Source organism: Streptomyces luteireticuli (genome assembly GCF_041519305.1).
GTDB lineage: Bacteria > Actinomycetota > Actinomycetes > Streptomycetales > Streptomycetaceae > Streptomyces > Streptomyces luteireticuli.
Genome location: NZ_CP167927.1, coordinates 113,565 through 137,941 on the forward strand (window position 1 = coordinate 113,565; position 24,377 = coordinate 137,941).

At 73.2% G+C, this 24,377-nt stretch carries 24 protein-coding genes; 8 read left to right on the forward strand and 16 right to left on the reverse strand.

Annotated elements, in window-relative coordinates:
• Positions 1–10: 10 nt before the first annotated feature.
• Positions 11–1,222, reverse strand: coding sequence for a cytochrome P450 (locus tag AB8735_RS00450; RefSeq protein WP_372404223.1), 1,212 nt, complete (start codon positions 1,220–1,222; stop codon positions 11–13).
• Positions 1,223–1,372: 150 nt separating this feature from the next.
• Here AB8735_RS00450 and AB8735_RS00455 point away from each other — a divergent pair, with 150 nt between their 5' ends.
• Both AB8735_RS00455 and AB8735_RS00460 read left to right on the forward strand, forming a co-directional pair.
• A complete protein-coding gene (locus AB8735_RS00455) occupies positions 1,373–1,825 on the forward strand; it encodes a hypothetical protein (RefSeq protein WP_372404225.1) in 453 nt (150 codons plus the stop codon).
• A 69-nt stretch (positions 1,826–1,894) separates the two neighbouring features.
• Entirely contained in the window at positions 1,895–2,461 is a 567-nt protein-coding gene (locus tag AB8735_RS00460; protein WP_344021465.1) for a class I SAM-dependent methyltransferase, read from the forward strand.
• Positions 2,462–2,480: 19 nt separating this feature from the next.
• On the opposite strand, the gene AB8735_RS00465 is transcribed toward AB8735_RS00460, so the two are convergent.
• The 5 genes from AB8735_RS00465 to AB8735_RS00485 form a co-directional block, all read right to left on the reverse strand.
• A complete protein-coding gene (locus tag AB8735_RS00465; RefSeq protein ID WP_372404227.1) occupies positions 2,481–3,272 on the reverse strand; it encodes a DNA-formamidopyrimidine glycosylase family protein in 792 nt (263 codons plus the stop codon).
• Positions 3,273–3,297: 25 nt separating this feature from the next.
• The gene (locus AB8735_RS00470) at positions 3,298–3,573 is read right to left on the reverse strand and encodes a hypothetical protein (protein ID WP_344021469.1); all 276 of its coding nucleotides are present in this window, start codon (positions 3,571–3,573) and stop codon (positions 3,298–3,300) included.
• A gap of 46 nt (positions 3,574–3,619) precedes the next feature.
• The gene (locus AB8735_RS00475; protein WP_344021471.1) at positions 3,620–4,117 is read right to left on the reverse strand and encodes an NUDIX hydrolase; all 498 of its coding nucleotides are present in this window, start codon (positions 4,115–4,117) and stop codon (positions 3,620–3,622) included.
• Positions 4,118–4,304: 187 nt separating this feature from the next.
• A complete protein-coding gene (locus AB8735_RS00480; protein ID WP_344021473.1) occupies positions 4,305–4,727 on the reverse strand; it encodes a tautomerase family protein in 423 nt (140 codons plus the stop codon).
• A gap of 62 nt (positions 4,728–4,789) precedes the next feature.
• Positions 4,790–5,491 (reverse strand): SDR family oxidoreductase, encoded by a 702-nt coding sequence (locus AB8735_RS00485; protein ID WP_372404229.1) that lies wholly within the window; start codon positions 5,489–5,491, stop codon positions 4,790–4,792.
• A gap of 131 nt (positions 5,492–5,622) precedes the next feature.
• On the opposite strand from AB8735_RS00485, the gene AB8735_RS00490 reads away from it, so the two are divergent.
• On the forward strand, positions 5,623–6,219 hold the full coding sequence (locus tag AB8735_RS00490) for a TetR/AcrR family transcriptional regulator (RefSeq protein WP_372404231.1): 597 nt from the start codon (positions 5,623–5,625) through the stop codon (positions 6,217–6,219).
• 10 nt (positions 6,220–6,229) lie between these two features.
• On the opposite strand, the gene AB8735_RS00495 is transcribed toward AB8735_RS00490, so the two are convergent.
• Both AB8735_RS00495 and AB8735_RS00500 read right to left on the reverse strand, forming a co-directional pair.
• Positions 6,230–7,075, reverse strand: a complete 846-nt coding sequence (locus tag AB8735_RS00495; protein ID WP_372404233.1) for an RNA polymerase sigma-70 factor — start codon at positions 7,073–7,075, stop codon at positions 6,230–6,232.
• Positions 7,072–8,001 carry an NAD-dependent epimerase/dehydratase family protein gene (locus tag AB8735_RS00500; RefSeq protein ID WP_372404235.1) on the reverse strand — a complete coding sequence of 310 codons (930 nt, stop codon included), beginning with the start codon at positions 7,999–8,001 and terminating at the stop codon, positions 7,072–7,074. The genes AB8735_RS00495 and AB8735_RS00500 overlap by 4 nt, the downstream gene beginning before the upstream one ends.
• A gap of 212 nt (positions 8,002–8,213) precedes the next feature.
• On the opposite strand from AB8735_RS00500, the gene AB8735_RS00505 reads away from it, so the two are divergent.
• Complete coding sequence (locus tag AB8735_RS00505; protein ID WP_344021483.1) at positions 8,214–8,609, forward strand: rodlin; 396 nt, start codon at positions 8,214–8,216, stop codon at positions 8,607–8,609.
• Positions 8,610–8,622: 13 nt separating this feature from the next.
• Here AB8735_RS00505 and AB8735_RS00510 read toward each other — a convergent pair whose 3' ends face one another.
• The 4 genes from AB8735_RS00510 to AB8735_RS00525 form a co-directional block, all read right to left on the reverse strand.
• Positions 8,623–9,411, reverse strand: coding sequence for a maleylpyruvate isomerase family mycothiol-dependent enzyme (locus tag AB8735_RS00510; protein WP_372404237.1), 789 nt, complete (start codon positions 9,409–9,411; stop codon positions 8,623–8,625).
• 38 nt (positions 9,412–9,449) lie between these two features.
• Entirely contained in the window at positions 9,450–10,385 is a 936-nt protein-coding gene (locus tag AB8735_RS00515) for an NADP-dependent oxidoreductase (protein ID WP_372411740.1), read from the reverse strand.
• Between the two features lie 84 nt (positions 10,386–10,469).
• Entirely contained in the window at positions 10,470–11,876 is a 1,407-nt protein-coding gene (locus tag AB8735_RS00520) for an erythromycin esterase family protein (RefSeq protein ID WP_372404239.1), read from the reverse strand.
• A 52-nt stretch (positions 11,877–11,928) separates the two neighbouring features.
• Positions 11,929–13,608 carry a TlrC/CarA/OleB/SrmB family ABC-F type ribosomal protection protein gene (locus AB8735_RS00525; protein WP_372411741.1) on the reverse strand — a complete coding sequence of 560 codons (1,680 nt, stop codon included), beginning with the start codon at positions 13,606–13,608 and terminating at the stop codon, positions 11,929–11,931.
• Positions 13,609–13,925: 317 nt separating this feature from the next.
• Between AB8735_RS00525 and AB8735_RS00530 the strand changes: the two genes are divergently transcribed.
• From AB8735_RS00530 to AB8735_RS00540, 3 genes are all read left to right on the forward strand, one after another.
• On the forward strand, positions 13,926–15,329 hold the full coding sequence (locus tag AB8735_RS00530) for a cytochrome ubiquinol oxidase subunit I (protein WP_372404241.1): 1,404 nt from the start codon (positions 13,926–13,928) through the stop codon (positions 15,327–15,329).
• Between the two features lie 30 nt (positions 15,330–15,359).
• Positions 15,360–16,385 (forward strand): cytochrome d ubiquinol oxidase subunit II, encoded by a 1,026-nt coding sequence (locus AB8735_RS00535; protein WP_344021501.1) that lies wholly within the window; start codon positions 15,360–15,362, stop codon positions 16,383–16,385.
• Positions 16,386–16,922: 537 nt separating this feature from the next.
• Positions 16,923–17,210: a hypothetical protein gene (locus AB8735_RS00540; protein WP_372404243.1), complete on the forward strand. Its 288-nt coding sequence runs from the start codon at positions 16,923–16,925 to the stop codon at positions 17,208–17,210.
• A 114-nt stretch (positions 17,211–17,324) separates the two neighbouring features.
• On the opposite strand, the gene AB8735_RS00545 is transcribed toward AB8735_RS00540, so the two are convergent.
• The 3 genes from AB8735_RS00545 to sph form a co-directional block, all read right to left on the reverse strand.
• Positions 17,325–19,619: an MMPL family transporter gene (locus tag AB8735_RS00545; protein WP_372404245.1), complete on the reverse strand. Its 2,295-nt coding sequence runs from the start codon at positions 19,617–19,619 to the stop codon at positions 17,325–17,327.
• Positions 19,620–19,711: 92 nt separating this feature from the next.
• Positions 19,712–20,716 carry a UbiA family prenyltransferase gene (locus AB8735_RS00550; RefSeq protein ID WP_372404247.1) on the reverse strand — a complete coding sequence of 335 codons (1,005 nt, stop codon included), beginning with the start codon at positions 20,714–20,716 and terminating at the stop codon, positions 19,712–19,714.
• Positions 20,717–20,941: 225 nt separating this feature from the next.
• Entirely contained in the window at positions 20,942–21,916 is a 975-nt protein-coding gene (sph, locus tag AB8735_RS00555; RefSeq protein WP_372404249.1) for a sphingomyelin phosphodiesterase, read from the reverse strand.
• 789 nt (positions 21,917–22,705) lie between these two features.
• Here sph and AB8735_RS00560 point away from each other — a divergent pair.
• On the forward strand, positions 22,706–23,545 hold the full coding sequence (locus AB8735_RS00560; RefSeq protein ID WP_372404251.1) for an IS5 family transposase: 840 nt from the start codon (positions 22,706–22,708) through the stop codon (positions 23,543–23,545).
• A gap of 257 nt (positions 23,546–23,802) precedes the next feature.
• Here the strand turns inward: AB8735_RS00560 and AB8735_RS00565 are convergent, their stop codons facing one another.
• Positions 23,803–24,321, reverse strand: coding sequence for a GNAT family N-acetyltransferase (locus AB8735_RS00565; RefSeq protein ID WP_344021514.1), 519 nt, complete (start codon positions 24,319–24,321; stop codon positions 23,803–23,805).
• Between the last annotated feature and the right edge of the window lie 56 nt (positions 24,322–24,377).

Consider the following 24,377-nt stretch of genomic DNA (forward strand, 5'->3'; position numbering starts at 1 on the left):
GCGCCGGCGTTCAGCAGGCGACGGGCAGCCGCCGCAGCCCCCGCATCACATACCCCGGCTTCCGTTCCGGCTCCCCCGCCGGACGGAGCCCGGGCGCCCGGCCGAGCAGCGCCTGGAGGGACGCGGCCAGTTCGAGCCGGGCGAGCGGCGCGCCCAGGCAGTAGTGGATGCCCGCGCCGAAGGAGAGGTGGGCGTTGTCCTTCCGGGTCAGGTCGAGGCGGCCGGGGTCGGGGAAGCGGGCGGGGTCGTGGTTGGCCGAGCCGAAGAGGAGGGCGACCTTGGCGCCGCGTGCGAGGACGGTGCCGTCGATCTCGATGTCGTCGAGCACCCAGCGCTCGAAGAGCTGCAACGGGGTGTCGTAGCGCAGGAGTTCCTCGACGGCGCCGGGCAGCAGCGCCGGGTCGGCGCGCAGCGCGGCGAGCCGGTCCGGGTGGCGGAAGAGGGCCAGCCAGCCGTTGCCGGTGGCGTTGACGCTCGCCTCGTGGCCGGCGTTGAGCAGCAGGGCGCAGGTGGAGACCGTCTCCTGTTCGGAGAGCCGTCCGCCCCCGTCGTGGACGGCGGTCAGGGCGCTGACGATGTCGTCGCCGGGGCGGGCGCGGCGGTCGGCGATCAACTCCCTCAGGTAGGCGGAGAATTCGAGGGAGGCGTGGACGGCGCGCCGGGCCGTCCCCTCGTCCCGGTCCGGTTCGTACATCGCGCAGATCGCCGCCGACCAGGGCCGCAGCAGGGAGCGGTCGGCGGCGGGGACGCCGAGCATCTCGGCGATGACGGCCACCGGCAGCGGTTCGGCCACCGCCTCGATCAGGTCCCCGCCGCCGTCGGCGACCAGCCCGTCCACGAGTTCGCCGGCCAGCCGCCGGACGGCCGGGGCGAGGCCGGCGACCGTGCGCGGGGTGAACGCCTTCGCGACCAGGCGGCGGACCCGGGCGTGGTCGTCGCCCTCCAGGTCGAGCAGCCCGTTGCCGTCGAGGACGTGGAAGGGCTCGTGCGCGGCGGGCGGCGGGGTGCGGCCGAACTCCTCGTGCGTGAAGCGGTGCCGGTAGGTGCGGCCCAGCCGCCGGTCTCCCAACAGCGCCCGGACGTCCGCGTGGTGCGGGACCAGCCACTGCCCGAGGCGCCCGGACCACAGCACGCGCCCGGCGGCGCGCAGCCGGGCGTAGCCGGGGTAGGGATCGGCGGCGAATCCGGGCGACCAGGGGTCGAAGACGGAGTCGGTGTCCATCCGCGCATGCTAGGGCCTGTCCGCGCCGTCGGTGCCCGGCGTTGCCGTACCTGGGTATGACATCGGATCTGGCACCCCGGTACGACGACGGAGCACTACGGGCAGCGGGAAAGTAGGGACATCGACCGAACAAGGGCGAGGAGTCCGCCGATGTCCCCGATCCGCCGAACCGTCCGTATCGCCGCCCGCGCTTTTCTGGCACTGCCGGCCGGGCTGGCAGCGGTCGTGCTGACCCTGGTGGGCCGGCCCGGACGGGCGGCCCGGTGGCAAGGCAGGATCACCGGCGTCGAGGGGTGGACCGGCGGCCGGGTGCTGGCCCGCGCCGTCCTCGGACTGCCGCTGGACGCGGCGGCCTTCGCGCTGGTCGGCTTCGCGCTGTTCAACTCGGTGCGCAACTTCGGCTACCCGGTCTGGTATCTGGACACGGACTACCACCAGGCATGGGGCGGCCCGAGCATGGCGGGCGTCTGGACCGTGCACGCGGGCGGATGGCTGCTCTGCCTGGCGGTACTGCTGCACTGGCCGGTGCGGTGGCTGGCCGGGGCCCAGCACGCGCTCGCCCGCCGCCTGACCGGCGACCGCCCCCGCCCCCGCTCCGCGTGAACCCCCTTGCACCGACCGCCTTCCGCAGGGGCTGTGCCGACTGGTCGGACACCCCCTAGCCTCGGGGCCATGGCGATGAACCGTTACCACCGCTTCTTCTGCCGCTCCCGCCGGTGGACCCGCACGGTGGAGAACGAGCTGCTTCCGTGGACGCTCAACGGTGTGCAACTCGGCTCCGACGCCCTGGAGATAGGTCCCGGTCCCGGCGTGACCACGCGCGTCCTGCTGGAACGGGTGCGGAACCTGTGCATCGCCGAGATCGACCGCTCCGCGATCGAGGGGCTGTGCCGGCGGTTCGGCGACCGGACGGAGATCCTGCACGCCGACGCGGCCGACCTGCCGGTGTCCGCGGGACGTTTCGACTCGGTCACGTGCTTCACGATGCTGCACCACGTGCCCTCGCGCGAGCGGCAGGACCGGCTCTTCGCGGAGGCCTTCCGCGTGCTGCGGCCCGGCGGGGTCTTCGCGGGCTGCGACTCCCTGGACGGGCTGCGCTTCCGCCTGGCCCACCTCGGCGGCACGTGCGTCCCCGTACCGCCGGGCACGCTGGCGGCCCGGCTGCGGGCGGCGGGCTTCGACGAGGCCCGGGTCAGCGTCCGCGACGGGCGGTTCCGGTTCCGGGCGTACCGGGGGTGAGCCGTCCCGCTCCGGCTTCTCACCGGCCCTCCTCCCCCTGGCAGTCGGGGCACCAGTACGTGGGCCGCTCCTGCCCCGGCGGCCCCTGTCCCCCGGCCCGGACCGGGCCGCCGCAGCGGCGGCAGGGGCGGCCGGCCCGCCCGTAGACCCACAGGCGCCGGCCGGGGCGCGGGTCGGCGGTGGTGACGCGCGCGGTGCGGGTCTTGTTGAGTTCCAGCAGCTTCTTGGCCAGGGCCGTCAGGGGCTCGGGGGACGGCAGGCGCGCGACCGGGAGCCAGGGCGGGATCCGCAGCATGAAGCACAGTTCGCTCTTGTACACGTTGCCGATGCCGGCGAGGTTGCGCTGGTCGAGCAGTGCCTCGCCGACCGCGCGTCCGGGGTCCGAGAGGAGCCTGCGCCCGGCCTCCTCCGCGTCCCAGTCCGGGCCGAGGGGATCGGGGCCGAGGTGTCCGACGGCGGTGGACTCGTCGGCGGTGCGCAGGAGTTCGAGGACCGGAAGGCTGCGCCCGACGGCCGTGTGGCCGGCCGTGGCCAGGACGGCACGGATCCGGTGGTCCCCGGTCCGTACCGTCTCCCCGGCCGGGCGGACGCGCCAGGAGCCGTCCATGCCGAGGTGGGAGTGGAGGGTGAGGCCGCCCTCGACGCGGAGGAGCAGATGCTTGCCGCGCGGCACGGCCTCGAGGAACCGCCGGCCGGTGAGGTCGGCGGTCGCGAGGGCCGGCACGCGCAGGTCGCAACGGACCAGCGGCGCACCCGCCAGGGCGCGGTGGAGGTCCCGCGCCGTGCGCCAGACGGTGTCCCCCTCGGGCACGCGGGCCTCCCTCCGCCGTCCCCCGTCAGAGCCTGGAGAAGGGCGTCTGCACGGACACCCCGCCCGAGATCTTCCCCGGAACGTGTTCCTTCACCTGGCCCTTGAGGAAGGAAACGGCCTGTTCGGCGGTCCTGCCGTCGGCGAGGGGCCCGACGAGGCGCGAGAACGGGCCGGCGACGGCGGGTCCGGCAGCGGCCTCCCCGGCCTCGGCGGCGTGCGCGGTGCCGGTCACGGCGGCGACGCCGCCGGAGGCGAGGAGGAACGCCCCGAGGGCGATGCGGGTCATGGTGCGGTGGCTCATGCCCTGCCAACGAGCGGAACCGGACACACGACACGAACCGCCCCCGTCAGTGCATGTCCTCCAGGTGGCTGCCGTCGCGCAGATAGGCACAGCGCCCGCCGCGCAGACCGTCACGGGCGACGGCCAGGACGCGGGCCTGCCCGGGGTGCACCAGGGGCGCCCACTCCTCCGCGGTGAGCATCCGCCAGTCGTCGTGCTCGTCGGACAGCCTGACGTCCATCCGGGCCGGATCCACGAGCGGCCCCTTGAACAGGGCCCAGCACTCGGCGATGCCCTCGGGGTGCAACCCCCAGTCCACGGCGAGCAGTTCCGGGTGCGGCGGCATGCCGAGACCGGTCTCCTCGGCCGTCTCCCGCACCGCGGTCTGCCAGAGGTCCTCCCCGTCGTCCTGCCCGCCCCCGGGGAACTGCCACTCGTCCACCCAGCTCGCGTGCAGCAGCAGGATGCGCCGCTCCGCGTCGTGGACGACCGACGAGGCCGACGCGAGGACCCGGGGCCGGGTGGCGAGCCAGTCGGCCCGGGGCATCAGGGGGTGCTTGCTCAACGTGTTCACCTTTCGCGCAGGGGCGTCGCCGGGGCTCCGGGGTACGGACGGACCACCGCCTCACAGCGCGCTGCCGCGGACGCGACACGCATATCCGCCCCGCTGTTCAACAGGGCCGAACGGGTGAAGGACACGCAACAGGCCGATGAGCACGGGGAGAACCCCGGAGAACTCCGCCCCGCGCCCGTCAGTACGGGACGGGCCGGTTCTCGCGCGCCCAGAGCCGCTCCGCCTCGCTGAAGGAGGGCGGCGGCTCCATGCCGTCGATCCTCCACAGGTCCCGGGGCGTCTCGTCGATGTGGAACTCGTAGGACAGCCCCCGGTCCGAGGTGTGGGGCGCCAGCAGCCGGCTCAGCACCTCCCCCGTCCGCTTCCTGCGGTCGGGCTCCTCCGTGTGGCGGGCGATGTGCTCGACCACGATCCGCACGGTGGAGGCCGACGGCTCCCCGCCGACGAAGAAGGAGGACTCCGGGACCTCGTGGAAGAGGACGACGACATAGAACTTCGGCAGGCCGAACCCGGCGTAGAACTCCGTGACGTCGGCGGCGAATTCCCGTTTCTGCTGCGCGGAATAGGTGCCGACCGGGTGGTGGACGTGCCACAGGGGCATGGGTCTTCTCCTTTGCAAGCGACGTGGTGCAAGCGACGTGGTGCGAGCGGGTGTTGCCGCGGTCAGTGCCCGAAGGCGAGGGAGAGGCCCTCCACGGGTCCGGAGAGCGCCTCCTTCATCTGCCGCGTCAGGGCGTCGACGAGCACCTCGGTGCGGCCGTCCTCGATGCCGTCGAGAACGGCCCCGGCGACGTCGGCGGGGGAGATCTTCGGGACGGGGAGTCCCGCGACCATCTCGGTGTCGGCGAAACCGAGATGCACGCCGACGACCTGGGTGCCCTGCGGGGCCAGTTCGATCCGCAGGGAGTTGGTGACCGACCACAGCGCGGCCTTCGAGGCGCCGTAGGCGGCCGCGCCGGCGCCCCAGGACAGCACGGAGTGCATGTCGACCAGCGCGCCGCCGCCGTTCGCCGCCAGGACCGGGGCGAAGGACCGCGCCACGCGGAGGGCGCCGAAGACGTTGGTGTCGAACGTCGCGAGGACGTCGGCCATGTCGGCCTTCAGCAGCGCCGACGGCAGCAGGATTCCCGCGTTGTTGACGACGACGGTCACGTCGCGGGCCCGCCCGGCGAGGGCCTCGACCGAGCCGGGGTCGGTGACGTCGAGGGGGACGGGCTCGACGCGCGGGTCCCCGGCGGGGCCGGGTTTCCGCGCGGTCGCGTAGATCTTGGCCGCCCCCCGGCGCAGGAACGCCTCCACCAGCGCCTTGCCGATGCCTCGTTGACCACCGGTCACCAGCACCACGGAACCGTCGATCGCCACCATGCCGGACCCCCTTCGTTTCGTTCGCGACGTATAGATGATAGGCATCATCTAAAAGGGGTGGCAAGTATCCTCGGTACGGCACCGGCCCCCGTCCCCGGGTCCGGCAGAGGTGAAGAAGGAAGTGCAGAACCATGCCCCGAGCATCACGGGCCGAGGCCGAGCAGCACCGCAGGGACGTGGTCGCCGCCACGTCGCGGCTGGTGCGCGCGCACGGCGCCGACAAGGTGAGCGTTCCGCAGGCGATGGCGGCGGCCGGGCTGACGCACGGCGGGTTCTACCGCCACTTCTCGTCGAAGGACGACCTCGTCGCCCAGGCGTGCGCGGCCGCCTTCGCCGAACGCCTGGCGGCCATGGAGGATCTCGCCGAGGAGCACGCCACGGGCGACGTCCCCGCCCGCGCCGCCTTCCTGGCGGGCTACCTCTCCGCACCGCACCGCGACAACCCCGCGCTGGGATGCCCCGGTACGACCCTGGCGGCGGACGCCGCCCGCGCGGAGCCCGGCGACCCGCTGCGCGAGGCCTTCACCGAGGGCCTGCGGAACCTGGTCGACGGGATGGGACGGCTCGCAGGCGCGGCGGACGAGGAGTCGGCGCTCGTCGAACTCTCCGCCATGGTCGGGGCGTTGGTCCTGTCCCGCGCCTGCGCCGGTGACGACCTGTCGGACCGCATCCTCGCCGCCGTGCGCGACCGCCTCCTGGGCGGCGAGGAGGTCCGGCCGCCGTCGTGACGCGTCCCCCCTACCCCACCCGTTGCAGCTTGTCCGGGTTGCGCACGATGTAGAGCGCGTGGATGCGGCCCTCGTGGACGTCGGCGAGGGCGAGTTGTTCCTCCGCGCCCGAGGCCAGCAGGACGGCCGGCTGGCCGTTGGCGTCGACGACGCGCGCCCAGGAGATCTCGTACCGGCTCGTCAGACCGAGGATGAAGGCCGCGACCTTGTCGAGGCCGACGACGGGACGCCGGGCCGCGGTCACCTTGCCGCCGCCGTCGCTCCAGGCGGTGATGTCGGCGCTCAACAGCTCCTTGAGCGCGGCGAGATCGCCGCCGGCGGCCGCGTCCAGGAAGCGGGTGAGCAGGCGTTCGTGCTCCTCGCGGGAGGGGCGGCCGCGGTTGCGGGCCGCGGCGAGGTGGCCGAGGGCGCGGCGGTGGGTCTGCCGGCAGGTGGCGGCGGAGACGCCGACGACCTCGGCGACCTGCTCGTAGGGCATCTCGAAGGCGTCCCGCAGGACGAACACCGCGCGCTCCGGCGGGGTGAGGCGTTCCATCAGGTGGAGGGTGGCGTAGGAGAGGGTGTCGCGGAGCTCGGCGGTGTCCAGCGGGCCGGCCGCGTCCGTGGCGACCGGCTCGGGCAGCCAGGGCCCGGGGTAGGCCTCCCGCGTGACCCGCGCGGAGCGCAGCTGGTCCAGCGCGAGGCGGGAGACGACCGTGGCCAGGAAGGCCCTCGGCTCGCGCACCTCCTCCCGGTCGGTGCGCAGCCAGCGCAGGTACGCCTCCTGCACCACGTCCTCGGCGTCCCACATGCTGCCCAGCATCCGGTAGGCCAGCCCCAGCAGCAACGGCCGCAGGGCCTCGAACTCGTCGGTCACTTCTCCCCCAGCTCGGCGACGAACCCGTCCCGCCATGTGGTGTGGCGGGGGCGCCAGTTCAGTGCGAGCCGGGCGCGGGCGTTGTCGGCGCCGCGCAGCCGGGTCATGAAGGCGACGCCCACCGGCCCCGCGACCAGGCCTGCCAGCAGGGTCGGGATCTTCCTCGGGGCGGGCGCGCCCAGGATAGCCGCCAGTTCCGGAAGCCATGCGCCGACCTGGGCGGGTTCGTCGTCGACGATGTTCAGGACGCCGTTCACGGGCCGTCCGAGGGCGGCGACGACGGCGGTGGCGGCGTCGTGGGTGTGGGTGAAGGAGAAGGTGGCGGTGCCCCGTCCGACGACGGGCATCCGCCGGTTCCGGATCTGCCGCACGGTCGATCCGTCGGCGGCGTAGACCGTGCCGGGGCCGTAGAGGTGGCCGAACCGCAGGACGAGGCCGTCGGCTTCGGCGGTCAGCCGCTCCAGTTCCTTCACGGCCGTCGCGGGAGCGCGCATCTGCGCGGGCGGGTTGTCCCAGAGGGGCTGGTCCTCGTCGGCGGGGCCGTGGCCGGCGTCGGGGTCGTAGCCGAAGGCGACGCCCTGGGTGATGACGCGCCCGGCCCCTGCCGCGCGCGCGGCGTCGATGAGGTTGCGCGTGCCTTCGGTGCGGAGGCGGCTGGTGAGGGCCATGTCGCGGGTCATCCGGCGCGGGTCGATCTCGGCGGGGATGGCGGTGAGCAGGTGGACGACGGCGTCCGGCCGTGCCTCCCGTACGGCCGCGGTCAGTGCCGCGCGGTCGAGCGCGTCGGCCGCGACCGCGCGGACGCCCGGGCCCCCGACGGGCCGCCCGCTGCGGGAGAGGGCGGTGACCTCGTACCCGGTCGCGGTGAGCAGCGGGACCAGCTGACGTCCGATCACTCCGGTGGCTCCGGCGACGAGGACACGCATGACGACTCCTTCGGCAGCGCTTGTTCGATCGTGTTGCGTGTACGGGACGGGACAGGGGTGCCGGGCGTGACAACTCCCGGCGTGATCCGGGCCACATGACGGTGGGACGCCTGCTGGTGCGAAGGGGTGACATTCCGGAACTTCCCGGCAACCGCCCAGTTGCTCACGGTGCTTTCACCAGGGAGAGCTCTCGTCGATCGAAAGGCACGGACGTGCTGCAGAAGGTACTGGTCACAGCCGCGATGACGGCCACCGCGCTCGGCGCGACGGCCGCTCCGGCCGCGGCCGTGGGAGGCGGCCAGGACACCGTCAACGCGAACGGTGCGAAGTCCGGTTACGGGGACACGGCCACCGGGGGCAAGGAAAGCCCGCAGATGAGCGCCATCGAGGGCACGCTCAACAAGCCGTGCATCGCCATCGGCAAGCTCGGCCTCCAGTCGGTCATCGGCATCCTGCTCAACGTGGGCATCGAGGACGTGCCGATCGCCAGCTCGCAGCAGATGCAGGAGTGCACCGACAACTCGGTGATCAGCGACGGCGACGACCAGCTCTCGCACATCGCGGACGGCATCGCCCTCGTCGCGGGCAACGGCTTCGGCAACGAGTGACGCCGCCCGGCGCTCACACGGGCGGGACGAGGACGAAGTACCGCTCGAGCGCCGCCCGGTCCCCGTGGACGCCTGCCAGGGCATCCGCGGGGAGCCGGTGCCAGAGGAACAGCAGCAGGTCCGACGCCGTCCCCGACAGCTCGGCGTCGCAGGGCCCTTCGGCCCGGCGGATGGTGTCGCCCTCGAAGGACACCGTCCACTCCCCCGGGCCGTCGGTGCGTCGGAAGCCCAGCCGTTCGCCCCGGCCGGCCGGGGCCCCGCCCCGGGCCCGCCAGGCGGGGGCCACGACGTCGAAGTGCCGGCCGATCGCGTCCGCGGCGTGGTCCGCGTCCAGCGGGGCGGGGGTGCCGAGCGCGTTCTCCGCGTCCCAGCGGTGCACGGCCGCCTCGACGCTCTGCACCCACAGCCAGAAGCCGGTGGTCCTCTCCCGGGTCCAGCTCCACACCGGCTCGCCGGGGTCCGCCGCCCGGAAGTGCCCCGCCAGTTCGGCGGCTCCCTCCGCGTACCAGTCGATCAGCCCCGCCGGGACGGGACCGCGGTGCGGGCCGTCGTCCGGGGAGCCGGGCCAGCCGTCGCTGCCGGCCGGGAGCCGCAGGAACGTCCGGTCGGCGGGATCCGGCGGCTCCGCGAGCCGGTCCTCGACGACGCGGGAGACGAACCGGTGCACCGCGCCCAGATGCGCGACGAGATCGGCCACCGACCAGTCGGGGCAGGACGGGACGACGGGAGCGTCACCGGCGGCCCGCCGGGCCGCCGCCTCGAAGGCGCCGGTCTCGCGCCGGAAGTGCAGGAGATGGTCCACGGGCAGACCCTGCCCGGTCCACGGCCCCGTGTCCAGACCTAGGGCGCCACCGTGAGGACGACCTTGCCCGTGACGCGGCCGGTGTCGCCCAATTCGTGCCCCTCGGCCGCCCGTTCCAGGGGGAACACGGCCTCGATGACGGGCCTGAGCCTGCCGTCCTCGACGAGGTCCCGGATGCTCCGCATGCCCTCCTGGTCGGCCTCGACCAGGAGCGGGTAGGCCCGCAGCCCCCGCGCGGCGGCGCGCTCGGCGAGGTCGGCGGGGAGGTCGCGGATGGCGATGGAGACCAGCTGTCCGCCGGGCTTGAGGACGTCGAGCGAGCGGGCCGCCGTCTCGCCGCCGAGCGTGTCCAGGACCACGTCCACCGGGTCGACGGCGGTGAAGTCCTCGGTGCGGTAGTCGACGAGCTCGTCGGCGCCGAGCTCGCGCAGCACCGCGTGCTTGGGGGCGCTGGCCGTACCGATCACCTGGGCGCCGCGCGCCTTGGCGATCTGCACCGCGAAGTGCCCCACTCCCCCGGCGGCGGCGTGGACGAGCACCCGCTGCCCGGGCCGCACCCGGGCGGCGTCCACCAGCGCCTGCCACGCCGTCAGCGCGGCCAGCGGGATCGCCCCGGCCTGGATGTGGTCGACGTTCGCGGGCTTGGCCACCAGGGCCCGCGCCGGGGCGACGACGTACTCCGCGAAGGAGCCCGCTCCGTAGGGGTAGGGCAGCATGCCGAACACCTCGTCGCCCGGCCGGTGCAGGGTGACGCCGATCCCTACGGCCTCGACGACCCCGGAGACATCCCAGCCCAGGACCAGGGGCAGCCGGTCGAGGAACCCGCGGCCCTGCCGGTGCTTCCAGTCGGTGGGGTTCATGCCCGCCGCGCGGACGCGGACGAGGACTTCGGAGGGGCCGGGCGCCGGGCGGTCGATCTCGGTCTCGTGGAGGACCTCGGGGCCGCCGTGGGTGTTCTGGCTGATCGCTTTCATCGTGCTCATGTGCCCAGGTTCGCCCGGTGGGGGCGGTGGGAGTAGTGGCCTGATGGCCATGGTCCGCAAAGATCGGGCCAAGCGTCACGCGCCGTCGGCGGGCAGCCGCTCGGCGGCCTCGATCCGGTGCAGGTGGATCAGGAGGTCGAAGGAGCGGGAGAGGGCCACGGGGTTCTCCGGATAGGGGTACGCCGTGCCGATGTTGCGGGTGGGGCGGGGTTGCCGGAGCCAGTCGCCGGCCGGGGCGGGGGCGGTGCGCAGGTCCAGCAGGTAGCCGGGGCCGTTGTCCGCGTGTGCGCGGTCGAGCGTCGCGGCGTTGCTGCCGGGGGCGTCGGGGCCGACGGTGAAGCGGCGGACGTTCCGGTCGAGCATCTCGTCGTCGGGGCCGACGGCGTTGAAGGACCCCTGGCCGAAGGTGAGGCCGAGGGTGACGTAGCGGGGTCCGTAGTGGTCGCGGAGGAAGGCGCCCTGCGACTTGGGGTAGTTCTTCGGGTCGTCGCTCCTGTAGGCGACGTGGCCGTTGTGGGCGGAGAGGAGCACCTTGGTGGCGGTTTCCTCCTGCCACCAGGCCGTGTTGTCGGCCATGGTGCGGTCGCGGAAGAGCATCGCGGCGGCGACCCCGTCCTCGGTGGCGTAGTCGAAGGCGTACTGCTGCGCGGTCTGCTGGAGGGTCCGGGCGTTCTGCACGGCCCACCGGTGGGCCTCGGCGGCGCCGCGGCCGTGTCCCGGCGGCAGCGCGCGGACCAGTTCCAGTGCACGGCCGGCCCGTTCGGCCAGCGCGCGCCGTTCGGCGAGCGGCTTGACGAGGTAGGCGCGCATGTACGGGCCCGTCGCCGCGTCCGGACGCAGGCCGCGGTAGAGCTCGGTGATGCGGGGCAGCGCGGCGGGGTCGGTGGTACGGACGTGGTCGAGGACGCGGTCGTAGAGGTCGGGGCCGGCGTAGGAGACGTCGTTGCCCATGAAGCGGACCGGGTCGTGGGGGTGGTCGCGGTTCCACGAGCGCATCCAGGTGAGGAGGGAGAGGTATTCCCGGGTGTTCCAGAAGAGGTAGGCGTCCTGGAAGTCCTCGCGCATGATGCGGCGCGGGTCGCCCTTGCCGTGCAGGACGTAGTCGTTGAGGCGCAGTCCGGTGCTCCAGGGGGCCTCCAGGGCGTAGGTCCGGAAGCCCTTGTCGCGGACGAGGTGGCGGAAGGTGCGCTGTTTGAGGGTGAAGAAGTCGTGGGAGCTGTGGGTGGCTTCGCCCATGCCCACCACGCGCGCGTCACCGATCATGCGGTCCAGGGGGCGCAGGTCGCCGTCCGGGGCGGACGGTTCGGTGGAGCGCAGCGGGTGGGCGGCGCGTTCGACGGCGCGGACGACGCGGTCGCCGGCGGTACGGGCGACGGCGCCGTCGCCCCGGGTCCCGGCGGTGGCCGGGGCCGCGAGGGCGGGGGCCGTGGTGGCGAGGGAGAGCAGCAGGGTCAGTGCGGCGGTGGCACGGTGGCGCTTCATGATCCCAGCGTCCCGGGCGGGTTCACCGGGAACCATCCGGCGGGCACCCGGGTCACCGCTCGGGCTGTCCCCACCCCTCCCCTCGGGCGGCCCGGAGCGCCTCGGGGCGGCCGCCGCGCAGGGTGAGGTGCGTGCCCGTGAACCGGTCGCGCATCCGCCGGTCGTGGGTGACGAGGACGAGGGCTCCCGGGTAGCCGGTCAGGGCCTCCTCCAGTTCCTCGACGAGGGCGGGGGCGAGGTGGTTGGTTGGCTCGTCGAGCAGCAGCAGGTCGACGGGCTCGCTCACCAGCCGGGCCAGTTCGATCCTGCGCCGCTGCCCGTAGGACAGTTCGCCCACGCGCAGCCGCAGGTCGGCGGGGGCGAACAGACCGAGGGAGAGCAGGGTTTCGGCGTGCTCGTCCGGGTCGCCGGGGCGGCCGTGGGCGAAGGCCTGTACCACCGTCCGGCCGGGCGGCCAGGGCGTCCCCTCCTGGCGCAGGTGTCCCACCCGGCCGGGGACACGGACGGATCCGCCGTCCGGGGCGAGTTCACCGGCGAGGACGCGCAACAGGGTGGTCTTCCCCGCCCCGTTGGGGCCGGTGACCAGCAGCCGTTCGCCGGCGCGCAGACGCAGGGAGGGCAGGTGGAGCCGGCCGTCGACGCGGACGTCGGTGAGCTCGGCCGCCGCCGTCGTCGTGGAACTCGCGGCGGTGAGACGGGCGTTGAGGACGAGCGGTTCGGGCGGCGGCGGGACGGGCCGGGCGGTGAGGCGGGCGACGCGTTCCTTGGCGTTGCGGATGCGGGCGGTCGCGCCGTGGACGCGGCCGCGGGCCCGGAAGCCGCCGTGGCCGAAGTTGGCCAGGGGCAGCTTGCGGGGGACGGCGTCCAGCCGGGTCGCGTGGGCGGCGGCCAGTTCGCGGTTGCGGTCGAGGGCGGTGCGCCACTGCTCGTACTCCCGCAGGCGGCGCCGGCGTTCGGCCGCCTCGGCCGCGAGGTAGCCGTCGTAGCCGTTCCCGTGGCGGGTGACGGTGCCGGAGCCGACCTCCAGGACGGTGGTGGTGAGGCGTTCGAGGAACACCCGGTCGTGGGTGACGGCGACGACGGTGCCGCGGTGGTCGCGCAGGTGGTTCTCCAGCCAGGCGACGGCGTCGTCGTCGAGGTCGTTGGTCGGCTCGTCGAGGAGCAGCAGTTCGGGGCGTGCGGCGAGGGTCGCGGCCAGGGCGAGGCGGGAGCGTTCGCCTCCGGAGAGGGTGCCCAGGGGGCGGTGCCGGTCCAGTCCGGGCAGGCCGAGGCCGTGGAGGGCGATGTCGACGCGGGCGTCGGCGGCCCAGCCGTCGCGGGCCTCGAAGCGGGCGACGAGGGCGGCGTAGTGCTCCAGGGCCGCCGCCCCGGACAGCTCCGCCCTGGACAGATCCGCCTCGGACAGCTCCGCCTCGGCCCGGCGCATCGCGGTTTCGAGCGCGCGGAGATCGGCGAGTGCGTGGTCGACGGCGTCCTGGACGGTGGCGGTGGGCGGGAGGTCCAGGGTCTGGGCCAGGTAGCCGATGCCGCCGGGGGCCCGGAGGGTCACATCGCCGTGGGTGGGGCGCTCCTGTCCGGCCATCAGTTTGAGGAGGGTGGACTTCCCGGCCCCGTTGTCACCGATGACACCGGCCTTCTCGCCCGGGGCGACGGTGAGGGAGACATGGTCGAGGACGGTGCGGTCCTGGTGGCGCTTGGTGACGTCGTGGAGCGTGAGTTGTGAGGTGTGTATGGGGGTGTGCATGGAGACGCACCCTCCGTTCTCGGCCGGGCCGATCAGTACGGGAAGGATCGATGGCGGCTCCGCGCACGACGGCCCGTCCGCGGGACGGCGTCGGCCGTCGGCGGGTGCGGGAGGTGCGCGGAGGAAGGCGTCAGCGGCGGAGCGGGAGGCTCGACGCGGCTGCGCGCCCGGCTGTCACAGAGAACCCATGCGCCACACCGTACGGGGCCGCCACGGGCCGGGCAACGTATTTTCCCGGGCGGCACCGGCACCCTGTTGCCCGGCGCGTCGTTACCGCCGCGCGCCCGCGGGGTACCTCAGGCGCCGTGCTCACCGACCCCGTTCACCGTCTCCTCGCGGCGGCCGCGTCACCCGGCGACCTCGCCGCGGCGCGGGCGCAGATGGGCTTCTCGCTGGCCTGGCACATCGTCGTGGCGTGCCTGGGGGTCGGTCTGCCCCTGCTGACGCTGGTCACCGAGTGGCGCGGGCTGCGCACCGGCGACCCGGTCCTGCGGCTGCTGGCCCGGCGGTGGGCCCGGGCGATGGGGGTGCTGTTCGCGGTGGGCGCCGTCTCCGGCACCATCCTGAGCTTCGAACTCGGCCTGCTGTGGCCGGGGCTGATGGGGCGCTACGGACAGGTCATCGGGCTGCCGTTCGCCCTGGAGGGGATCGCCTTCTTCATCGAGGCGATCTTCCTGGGCATCTATCTGTACGCCTGGGACCGGCTTCCGCCGCGCGTCCATCTGTGGACCGGTGTGCCGATCGTCGTCGCGGGCGTCGCCTCCGCGTTCTTCGTGGTCTGCGCCAACGCCTGGATGAACCAGCCCAGCGGCTTCACGGTGCGCGCGGGGCGGATCACCGCGGTCGACCCGTGGGCCGCGATGCTCAACCCGGCCGCCCCGCCGCAGAGCGTCCACATGATCCTGGCCGCGCTGATGGTCGCCGCCTTCCTCACGGCGAGCGTCCACGCGTGCGCGCTGCTGCGCGGGCGGCGGACGGCCTACCAGCGGGCCGGTTTCCTCGTGCCCTTCGTGCTGGGGGCGGCCGTCACCCCGCTGCAGATCGTGGTGGGCGACTGGGCGGCCCGCTTCGTCGCCACCAACCAGCCCGTCAAACTGGCCGCGATGGAGGGCGTCTTCCGCACCGGCGGCCATGTGCCGCTGACGCTGGGCGGGGTGGCGGGCGCCGACGGGATGCGGTACGGGCTGGAGATCCCCAGCGGGCTGTCGCTGCTGATCGGGGACAGCCCGGACGCGGTCGTCCGCGGGCTGGACCGGGTCCCGCCCGCGCAGCGGCCGGCGGTGACGGGGGTGCACTGGGCCTTCGACCTGATGGTGGCCGCGGGTTTCTTCCTGCTGTTCATGGCCGCCTGGCTGCTGTTCGCGTGGTGGCGGGCGCGCCGCACGGGGAGCGGTGACCCGCTGGCCGTGCGCGGCGGCCGGGTCTTCCTGCCGCTGGCCGCGCTCACCGGTCCGGCCGCGGTCGTCGCCCTGGAGTGCGGCTGGTGCGTGACCGAGCTGGGCCGTCAGCCCTGGATCGTGCAGGGGCTGATGACGGTGCGCGAGGCGGTGAACCCGGCGCCGGGGCTGGGGACGGGGCTGTGGCTCGTGCTGGCGGTCTACGCGGCGATGACCGCGGCGACCGTCGCCGTACTGCGCCGGATGACCGCCGAGCGGCCCGTGCCCGTGGCGCCGCAGGAGCGGGACGTCGAGGACTATCCGGTGGTGTGAAGGATCCAGTGGTGCGAGGAGGAGCCGACGATGCTCGCCGACGCGACGCTCGCCGTGATGTGGCTGGGGCTGACGTGCTACGCGCTGTTCGGCGGGGCCGACTTCGGGGCCGGGTTCTGGGACCTGCTGGCCGGGGGCAGCCGGCGCGGCCTGCCGCAGCGCAAGCTGATCGAGCACGTCATCGGGCCGGTCTGGGAGGCCAACCACGTCTGGATCATCTTCGTGGTGGTCCTGCTGTGGGCCGGTTTCTCGCCGGTGTTCGCCGCCGTCCTCTCCACGCTCTACCTGCCGCTGACCTTCACCGCGCTGGGCATCATCGCCCGCGGGGCGGCATTCGCGTTCCGCAAGGCGAGTACGGGGCCGGCGGCGCGCAGACTGTTCGGCGCCTGCTTCGCCGTCTCCTCGGTCGTCACCCCGTTCTTCCTGGGCACGGTGGCGGGGGCGGTGGCCTCCGGCCGGGTGCCGCCGGGGCTGGCCACGGGCGACACGGTCACCGGCTGGGTCAATCCCACCTCTGCCCTGGGCGGGGTGCTCGCGGTGCTGGCCTGCGCCCATCTGTCGGCGGTCTACCTGTGCGCGGACGCGCTGCGGGAAGGGCGGCCGGAGCTGGCCGACGCGTTCCGCCGGCGGGCCCTGGCCGCGGGCGCGGCCTGCGGGCCGGTGGCGGCGGCCGGCATCGCGGTGCTGCACGCGGACGCGCCCCGACTGTTCACCGGGCTCACCCACCGGGCGCTGCCGCTGGTGCTGTTGAGCGCGGCGGGCGGGCTGGCGGGGATGGCACTGCTGGTGCGGCGGCGGTACGTCGCGGCTCGGGCGGGTGCCGCGGTGGCGGTGGCCGCGGTCCTGTGGGCGTGGGGCGCGGCGCAGTACCCGCTGATGCTGGTGCCGGACACCACGGTCGCGGCGACGGCCTCCCACCCGTCGGTGCTGACCGCCTGCCTGGCGAGCCTGGGCGCGGGCGCGTTCCTGCTGGTGCCGTCGCTGTGGTGGCTGTACCGGCTCTTCCAGCAGGACCTCAGATCCGGGCGAGACCGTGCCACGGACGGGCGAGGGTGACGTCGCCGCGTACGTCGACGGCGGTCTCGTGCGCCTGGCGGCGGGCCCAGAAGGCCAGGGGTGAGGGGGCGGGGAGGAAGGTCCGGCAGACGAGGTCCGCGGGGCCGTGCCCAGGGCCTCGACGAGGGCGGCGTGTCCCTCGCGCAGCCAGGGCACCAGGGCTCCGTCGGGCATCTCGGGTACGGCGGACAGCGGTGCGGGCCGCTGCCGGCGCAGGGTCACGAAGGCGGTGGCCCGGCGGTGGACGGCTCCCCTGTGCGCGACGAGGTCGCGGACCCTCCATCCCGGGCATCCCGTGGCCGGGGCGTCCATCCCGGCCGCCTCGGCGGCGTCCGCGAGCAACCGCCCTTCCCGGCGCAGGGTTTCGACGAACTCGGCGATCTCCACAGCGGGGAGTGTGCCGAATTCCATGCCGTGCCGTGGCGGTTACGCCCCCGGCGACCGGCGCGCGACGCGCGGGCGGGGCGTTCCTTCGCCGGGCCGGGCTCGTTGAACGAGGACGAGCAGGGATCAATCGACCACATCAGGAGGAATGCTGTGCGTTGGACGACGCTCATGATGGCCGCGGCGATGGTGTTCGGCGCGGTCGCCACGACGACGGCGACCACTGCGACGGCGGCGGTCCGGGTCCGGGCGGTACCGGCCGGTGACCAGCCGCCCTACCCGTACGCGGACTGCCTGGCCGCCGCCAAGAAGAACCACGAGACGGCGGACCACGCGAAGTGGCACTGCGACGAGCTGGTGAAGAAGGGGTGGATCAAGCCGCCGCAGACGCAGACAAAGGCGAAGGCCAAGCCGAAGCCGAAGGCCAAGACGAAGAAGTGACGCGGAGCCGGCTGCTGACGGGCGGTCGAGGCGCGGGCGCGGCTCCTGCGCGCGTGCCCGGCCGGCTCGTTCCCCGGCACTCGGGCGTCCCGCCCCGTCGTCGGCACGGGCGGGTCAGGAATCCCCGTCCCCCGGGGAACGGCCCTTGCCCGCCGGGGCGGTGCGCGGCGCCGGGGCCGGCACCCGCGGCCCCGGCGACGACGGCCCCTCCGTCAGGCCGATGCGCCCGTGCAGACGGGCCAGCGGCGCCGGGGCCCACCAGTTGAAGCGGCCCAGCAGCCGCATCATCGCCGGTGCGAGCAGGCAGCGGACGAAGACGGCGTCCACGAGCACGGTCAGGGCCAGGCCCAGGCCGCACATCTGCAGGAACGACACCTTCGAGATGCCCATGCCGACCAGCACGATGGCCATGAGGAGGGCGGCCGCCGTGAAGACGCGGCCGGTGCGGGCCACGCCCAGGGCCACGGCACGCGTGTTGTCCTCCGTGGTGGTGCGGCCCGAGGCGAGCCACTCCTCGCGGATGCGGGCGAGCAGGAACACCTCGTAGTCCATCGACAGGCCGAACGCCACGCAGAACATCAGCACCGGGACGTTCGCGACGAGGTATCCGGTCGCGGTGAAGCCCAGGAGGCCGGACAGGTGGCCCTCCTGGAACACCCACACCATCGCGCCGAACGCGGCGCCGAGCGACAGCGCGTTCATCACCAGCGCCTTGAGCGGCAGCACCAGGCTGCCGGTGAAGAGGAACAGCAGCACGAACATGGCGAGCGCCATCAGTCCGGCCGCGAGCGGCAGGGGTTCGGCGAGGGCGTCGAGCACGTCCTCGTTCTCGGCGGCGGCGCCGGCGAACAGCCGCTCCCCCGGGGCCGGCACCGCGCGCAGGGCGGACAGGAGCCGCTTGCCGTCGGCGGAGTACGGGTCCGCGGCGGTGCCGACGCGCAGCACCGCGCCCGCGTCATTGATCAAGCCCTGCGAGGACGGGGCGACCCGGTCCCCGTGGACGAACGTCCCGGCGCCGCTCGTCACTTCGGACACCCCGGGGACGCGGGAGAGCCCGGTCGCGTACCCGGCGAGCGGCCCCTCGCCGCCCCCGTAGCCGGGCAGGACGACGGTGGTGGCGGCGGACGCGTCCTCCGCGAAGCCGTCGCGGAGCAGGTCGCCGACCTGGCGCGCCTCGGAGACCGAGGCGCTGATCACCCGGTCGTCGGGGTAGCCCCATTTCGAGGACAGGAACGGCGCTCCGAGGAGCAGCAGTCCGGCGACGGTGAGCGCGGCGACGGGGACGGCGTGGCGCGTGACGACGACCACCATCCGGTACCAGCGGCTCCGTTCCGCCGCGACGGCGTGCGGCGGCCGGAGCCGGAGGAGGCGGCGCAGCGGGACGCGTACGTCGAGCCGGTCGACCCGGTGGCCGAGCAGCGTCAGGGCGGCGGGCAGCACCAGCACCGCGGTCAGGACGGCGACGAGGACGACGGCGATGCCGACGTAGGCGAAGGACTTGAGGAAGAACACCGGGAAGACGATGAGCGCGGCGAGGGCGAGGGCGACGGTCACGCCCGAGAACACCACGGTGCGCCCGGCGGTCCGCACGGTGCGCAGCACGGCGTCCTGGAGGCCGTGTCCGGCACGGAGTTCCTCGCGGTACCTGCTGACGATGAACAGGCTGTAGTCGATGCCCAGGGCGAGGCCGAGGAGGGTCGTCATGTTGAGGGCGTAGATGGAGACGTCGGCGAAGGCGGTCACCAGGCGCAGGATCGCGAGGGTGGTCACGATGGAGACGGCGCCGACGAGCAGCGGGAGTCCGGCCGCTATCAGGCTGCCGAAGACGACGACCAGGACGACGAGGGAGACGGGGAAGGCGACGGCCTCGCCGACGGTGGCGTCCTTGACGGTCCGGCTGTTGAGTTCGTCGGTCATGATGCCGTAGCCGCCGACGCGCAGCGTCACGCCGTCCGGCCGGGGCAGGTCCGCCTTGATCCTGCGGGAGACCTTGGGCAGATCGGTGTCGTCGGCGTCGATGCGGGCGGTGATCAGCGCGCTCCGGCCGTCGTCGCTGCGCAGTGCGCCGCCGTCCCGGGGGCCGAGGCGCCAGTAGGACCGGACGCCGCCGATGTCGTGGCGCGAGGCCAGCCAGGACGTGACGGTGTCCCCCGCGCGCCGCGCGGTGGGGCTGTCGGCACCGTCGTCGGAGGTGACGGCGACGATGAGGTTGGGCTGGGCACCGGTGAAGTGCCGGTCGACGATGCGCGACGCCCGGGCCGATTCGGCGTCCGGGGGGACGAACCCGCCCTCCTTGAAGCGGTCCAGCACGGAGACGCCGAAGACGCCGCATGCGATGACGACGAGCAGAGCGCCGATCAGCACCGGCTTCGGCCGGTCGATCGCGAGACGAGCGAGTCTGGTCAACATCCCCTGTATCCCTACCGGGTTGGAGTGGTGCGCGTCGCGCTGTCGGCAGCAAGCGTAGGACGGCGGCAGGAGCGGGCAGTCGCCGGCCGGGCTCAGCGCCCGGTCAGGACGAGGGCCGCCAGGGCCACCGTCGCCCAGCTCATCAGTGCCGAGTGGTAGGGCCCGTGAAGGGACTTGCGGTGGAAGTAGTCCATCGCCTCGTCGAGCGGGACGCGGTGCACCACCCGTACCGCCGCGAACAGCAGCCGCTGGCTGGGCAGCCAGGCGACGGCGTACGGCACGAATCCCCAGGTGGGTCCGTCGATCGCCCATATCGCGCCGAGGAGCAGCAGCGAGCCGAGGAACAGCATCGCGGACTGGAGGTACAGGGCGCCGGCGAGGCCGAGGGCGCGGACGTAGGTGCGGGTGCCGAACTGCCCGTCCACGACGTAGTCCTCGCAGTGGCTCGTGACGAAGAGCGAGGTCACGACCATGGCGAAGCCGGTCAGGGTCCAGACGTGGGCCCAGGGCGTGGCGTGGTCGTAGGCGCGCAGGATCGCGATGCCGGGCAGGAGCATGCAGCCCGTCTGGAGCGAGAGCAGGTGCCAGATGCCGCGGCTCTTGAGGTGCAACGGCGGGAGCGAGTAGGCGAATCCGATGAAGAGGAAGGCTGCGGCGTACCCGAGCAGGTCCCAGTGGTGGGTCCGGACGGCGAGGAAGGCGGCCACGGCCGCGTAGACGAGCGTGGAGACGGCGGTGTGCAGGACGACCCGGGTGACCCCGAGGCCGTAAACGGCTCTCGACTGCCGGGATTTGAGCCGGCGGTCCTGCTCCCTGTCGGCCAGGGCGTTGGCCATGTTGGCGACCTGTAGGCCGGATATGGACCACAGCATGGCGAGTACGGCGTTCAGGGACCCCAGTTGCCCCCAGGAGGCGGCGCCCAGCAGGCCGGGTACGACGGCCTGGGGAACGTAGCCCGGCAGGAATTCGAAGCGGCGTATCACCAGGGCGTACTTCGCCCGGGCGCCCAGCGGGGGACGCGGTCCCGGCGTGGCGTGACGGTCGTTGAGAATCTCGGCGAGTGTCGCCGTGCGGGGTGCCGAGTCAGTGCGCGGCATGGGACCACGCACCCTTCGTGGTGACCGGCGCCCCGGGTCGACGTGTGTCCGGCAATCGCTCCGTCATCGTTCGAGTCCCCCAACTCAGTTCGATGCAACGGCACTCACGTACCCATCGCATCACACGGAATGACACCAAGGTGTCATTGCCGGATGAAGATGTGATGGAGGATTCGGGGCGTCGAAGGGCCCGGCGCGGGAGGGGCGCCGGGCCGCGCGGTGGTCTCAGCGCCCGCCGGCGACGACCGGGTAGTGGTCCGAGAGGTTGGTGTAGGTGTACTCCTTGCCCCAGCTCGACACCGTCCACGGCGCGGACCGCTCCTTGACCACGGTGTTGCGCCAGGCGGCCGGGCGGGCGTGGCCCTTGCGGTGGAGGACGTAGTCCAGGTCCTCGCGGGCGTCGTCGGGGTAGCGGTAGGCGGCGATCGAGTTCTCCTTGGTGTCGAAGGAGTACGGGTGGCCGTCGCGGGTGTCGGCCGGGGCGAGGCCGGCGTTGGCGAGCAGGGCGGGGTACTCGTCGCTGCGGGAGTCGACGTTGAGGTCGCCGGCAACCATCACCTGCTCGTCGGCAGGAATGTGCTTGGCGTCGAGGAAGTCCCCGATCTGGCGGAACTGCCGGGCACGGTCGGCCGCCGCCTCCCCCGCCTTGCATCCGCCGTCGGTGGACTGGGCGTGGGTGCCGACGAGATGGACCTTGGTGCCGTTCACGTCCAGCACCACGTAGGCGAAGCCCTTGTTGGACCACCAGTCGGCACCGCACGCGTCCTTGTAGATGACCTGTTCCTTGCGCAGGATCGGCCACTTGCTGAGGACGGTGACGCCGCCGTCCTCCGGGGTGGTGGCGGAGTAGTTGCCACCGGTGGCGTCCCAGCCGTCCTTGCTGCGGCCCACGACGGGGGTCTGGTGGGGGTATTGGGCCGTGGCGTCGGCCTTGAGAGCGTCGGACGCCTGGTTGTCGAAGGCCTCCTGGAGGACGACGACGTCGTTGCCCTGGAAGAAGCCGGCCTTGGCGATCTCCTTGGCCCGGTGCTCCTGGCCCCAGTTGGGGTAGAGATTGGTGCTCATCAGGAAGGTGTTGTAGGTGAGCACCTTCAGCTCGGGGACGGAAGCCGGGGCGGCGGCCGCGGGTGTGGCAAGGGTGGCGGTGAGGGCGGCGGCGGTGAGGGCGGTCGCGAGGGCGGCGGGTCGGGTGAGCGGCATGGTGTTCTTCCTGGGGGTGGTGGGGGCTGCGGCGCTCACAGGAAAGCCGGTGTTTGTGACGGGGGGATAGCCGTCAGGTGATCACATGCCCACGGGGGTTCGGCCGGTGGGCGATGAGTCCCCGCCCCGCCCTTTCACCTCCCCCAGAGGGGGTGCCCCCACTTCCGGGGGCTCCGCCCCCTCGGCCCGGCACCGCGCTGCCGCGCGGTGGGGCGGGGCTCCGCCCCTGCGCCCCGGCGGGGGCTGCGCCCCCTGCACCCCTGCTTCCGGGGCTCCGCCCCTGGCCCCCTTTTCGGGGCTCCGCCCCGGACCCCGTTTGTCGCGGCTTCGCCGCCTCAAACGCCGGACGGGCTGGGTTTCGCGCCCGACCGGATTCCAAAGCCCAGGCGGGCACTTCAGCCCGGGTGCGCACTTCGGCCGGGGTGCGTACTTCAGCCCGGGCGTGCACTTCAGCCCGTCCGGCGCTTGAGGACTCCGCCCGGAGGGCGGACGGGGTCCGGGGTCTCCCCGGAAGAAACGGTGAAAGGGCGGGGCAGGGGCACACACCCAGCCTGTCCGGCGTTTGAGAGGGCGTTTACCTAGTTCTGTTCCGATAAATGGCCTTTGCCGCTGCCCTAGTTTGCTTGGCTTCGCGAGGTATGCAGACTTCGTGCCCCGTCGCTGCTCGGGACCTGTCGTCCGTTTCGCTCGCTTCTGACGCCGGGAGTCCGTCTGGTTTCAAGATCAGGGAGAATCGCCGAACATGCAGCGGAACGACACCGTCCGTCTCGACCATGATCACGCTACGGCGTGAGCCAGCGGAAGCCGTACCCCAGCGACCTGTCCGACGCCCGATGGGCCTTGATCGAGCCGACGTTGACGGCCTGGCGGAAAGCCCGGCTCGACCGTCGCCCCACCGGAAAGCCGGCCACGGTCGAACTCCGCGATGTGTTCAACGCGATTCTCTATCTGAACCGCACGGGAATCCCCTGGAAGTACCTCCCGCACGACTTCCCCGGACACGGCACCGTCTACTTCTACTACGCGGCCTGGCGCGACGAGGGAATCTTCGCCCAACTCAACTACGACCTCACGGGATTGGCCCGCGTAAAGGAAGGCCGCAAGCCCGAACCCACCGCCTCCGTCATCGACACCCAGAGCGTGAAGACCTCCACCAACGTGCCCGTGACCAGCCAGGGAATCGATGCCGCCAAGAAGATCGTAGGCCGCAAGCGCGGCATCCTGACCGACACGCTCGGCCTCATCCTCGCCGTGACCGTCACGGCCGCCGGCCTCCACGAGAACGCCCTGGGAATACGCCTCCTCGACCAAGCGAAGGAAACGTATCCGACCATCTCCAAGAGCTGGGTCGACACCGGCTTCAAGAACGCCGTCGTCGAGCACGGGGCGAAGCTCGGAATCGACGTCGAAGTCGTCAACAGGAACCCCGGAGTTCGCGGATTTCATGTCGTGAAAAGGCGCTGGGTGGTGGAACGGAGTATCGGGTGGATCATGATGCACCGACGCCTCGCCCGCGACTACGAGACTCTTACCGCCAGCTCCGAGGCCATGATCCAGGTCGCGTCCATCGACAACCTCGCCAAGCGCATAACGGACGAGACCACACCAACCTGGCGAGGAACCTACTAGGGCATAAGCGGCAATCCGCCTAGATTAAACGCCCTCTGAGGACAGCGCCCGAAGGGCGCTTCAGGGGGGCAGGGGGCGCAGCCCCCGGTGGGGCGCAGCCCCCGGTGGGGCGCAGGGGCAAAGCCCCGCCACCGCGCGGAGCGCGGTTCGGGTCCGGGGCCCCGCCCCGGGGAAACGGCGAAAGGGCGGGCCAGGGGCTCAATCCAGCGGCAAAGCCGCCAACGGATCCCCCCAACCCCCCAGTTCGGCATCGCCCGTCACGACCGCCCGGCAGCCGACACCGTACAGGGCCATACGACCTCGTAATACCTGACCCGGGCGTCCTCCCCCACGGCCCGCATGCCGGCAGCCGTCATGACACGCTGGGAGGCGACGTTGCCGAGGTCGGCATCGCCCTTGACGCGGGTGATGCCGCGGTCGCGGGCGAGGGCGAGCAGGGCGCGCAGCGCCTCGGTGGCATACCCCCGGCCGCGGGCGGACGCGACGACGCCGTAGCCGACGGTCACGGTGCGGTCCGCGCCGGGCGGGCGGTGGAAGCCCAGGCTGCCGATGACGAGGCCGTCGGAGCGCCGACGGATCTCGTAGTCCCCGAAGGGTTGGGGGTCACCCGTGGCCGCGCAGTGGCCGAGGAAGTCCGTGGCCGACTCCACGTCGCCGTCGGTGGGGTAGCCGGGTGCCCAGTGGTCGTCGGCGGCCGGGCGGCGGGCCACCAGGCGCCGGGCCTCGTCGGGGGTCAAGGGGTGGAGCACGAGCCGCTCCGTCACAAGATCTTCCATGACCAACTGGGGTACCACTCCCGCCGGGAGCGCGCACCCGGTTTTACGAGGGTGCG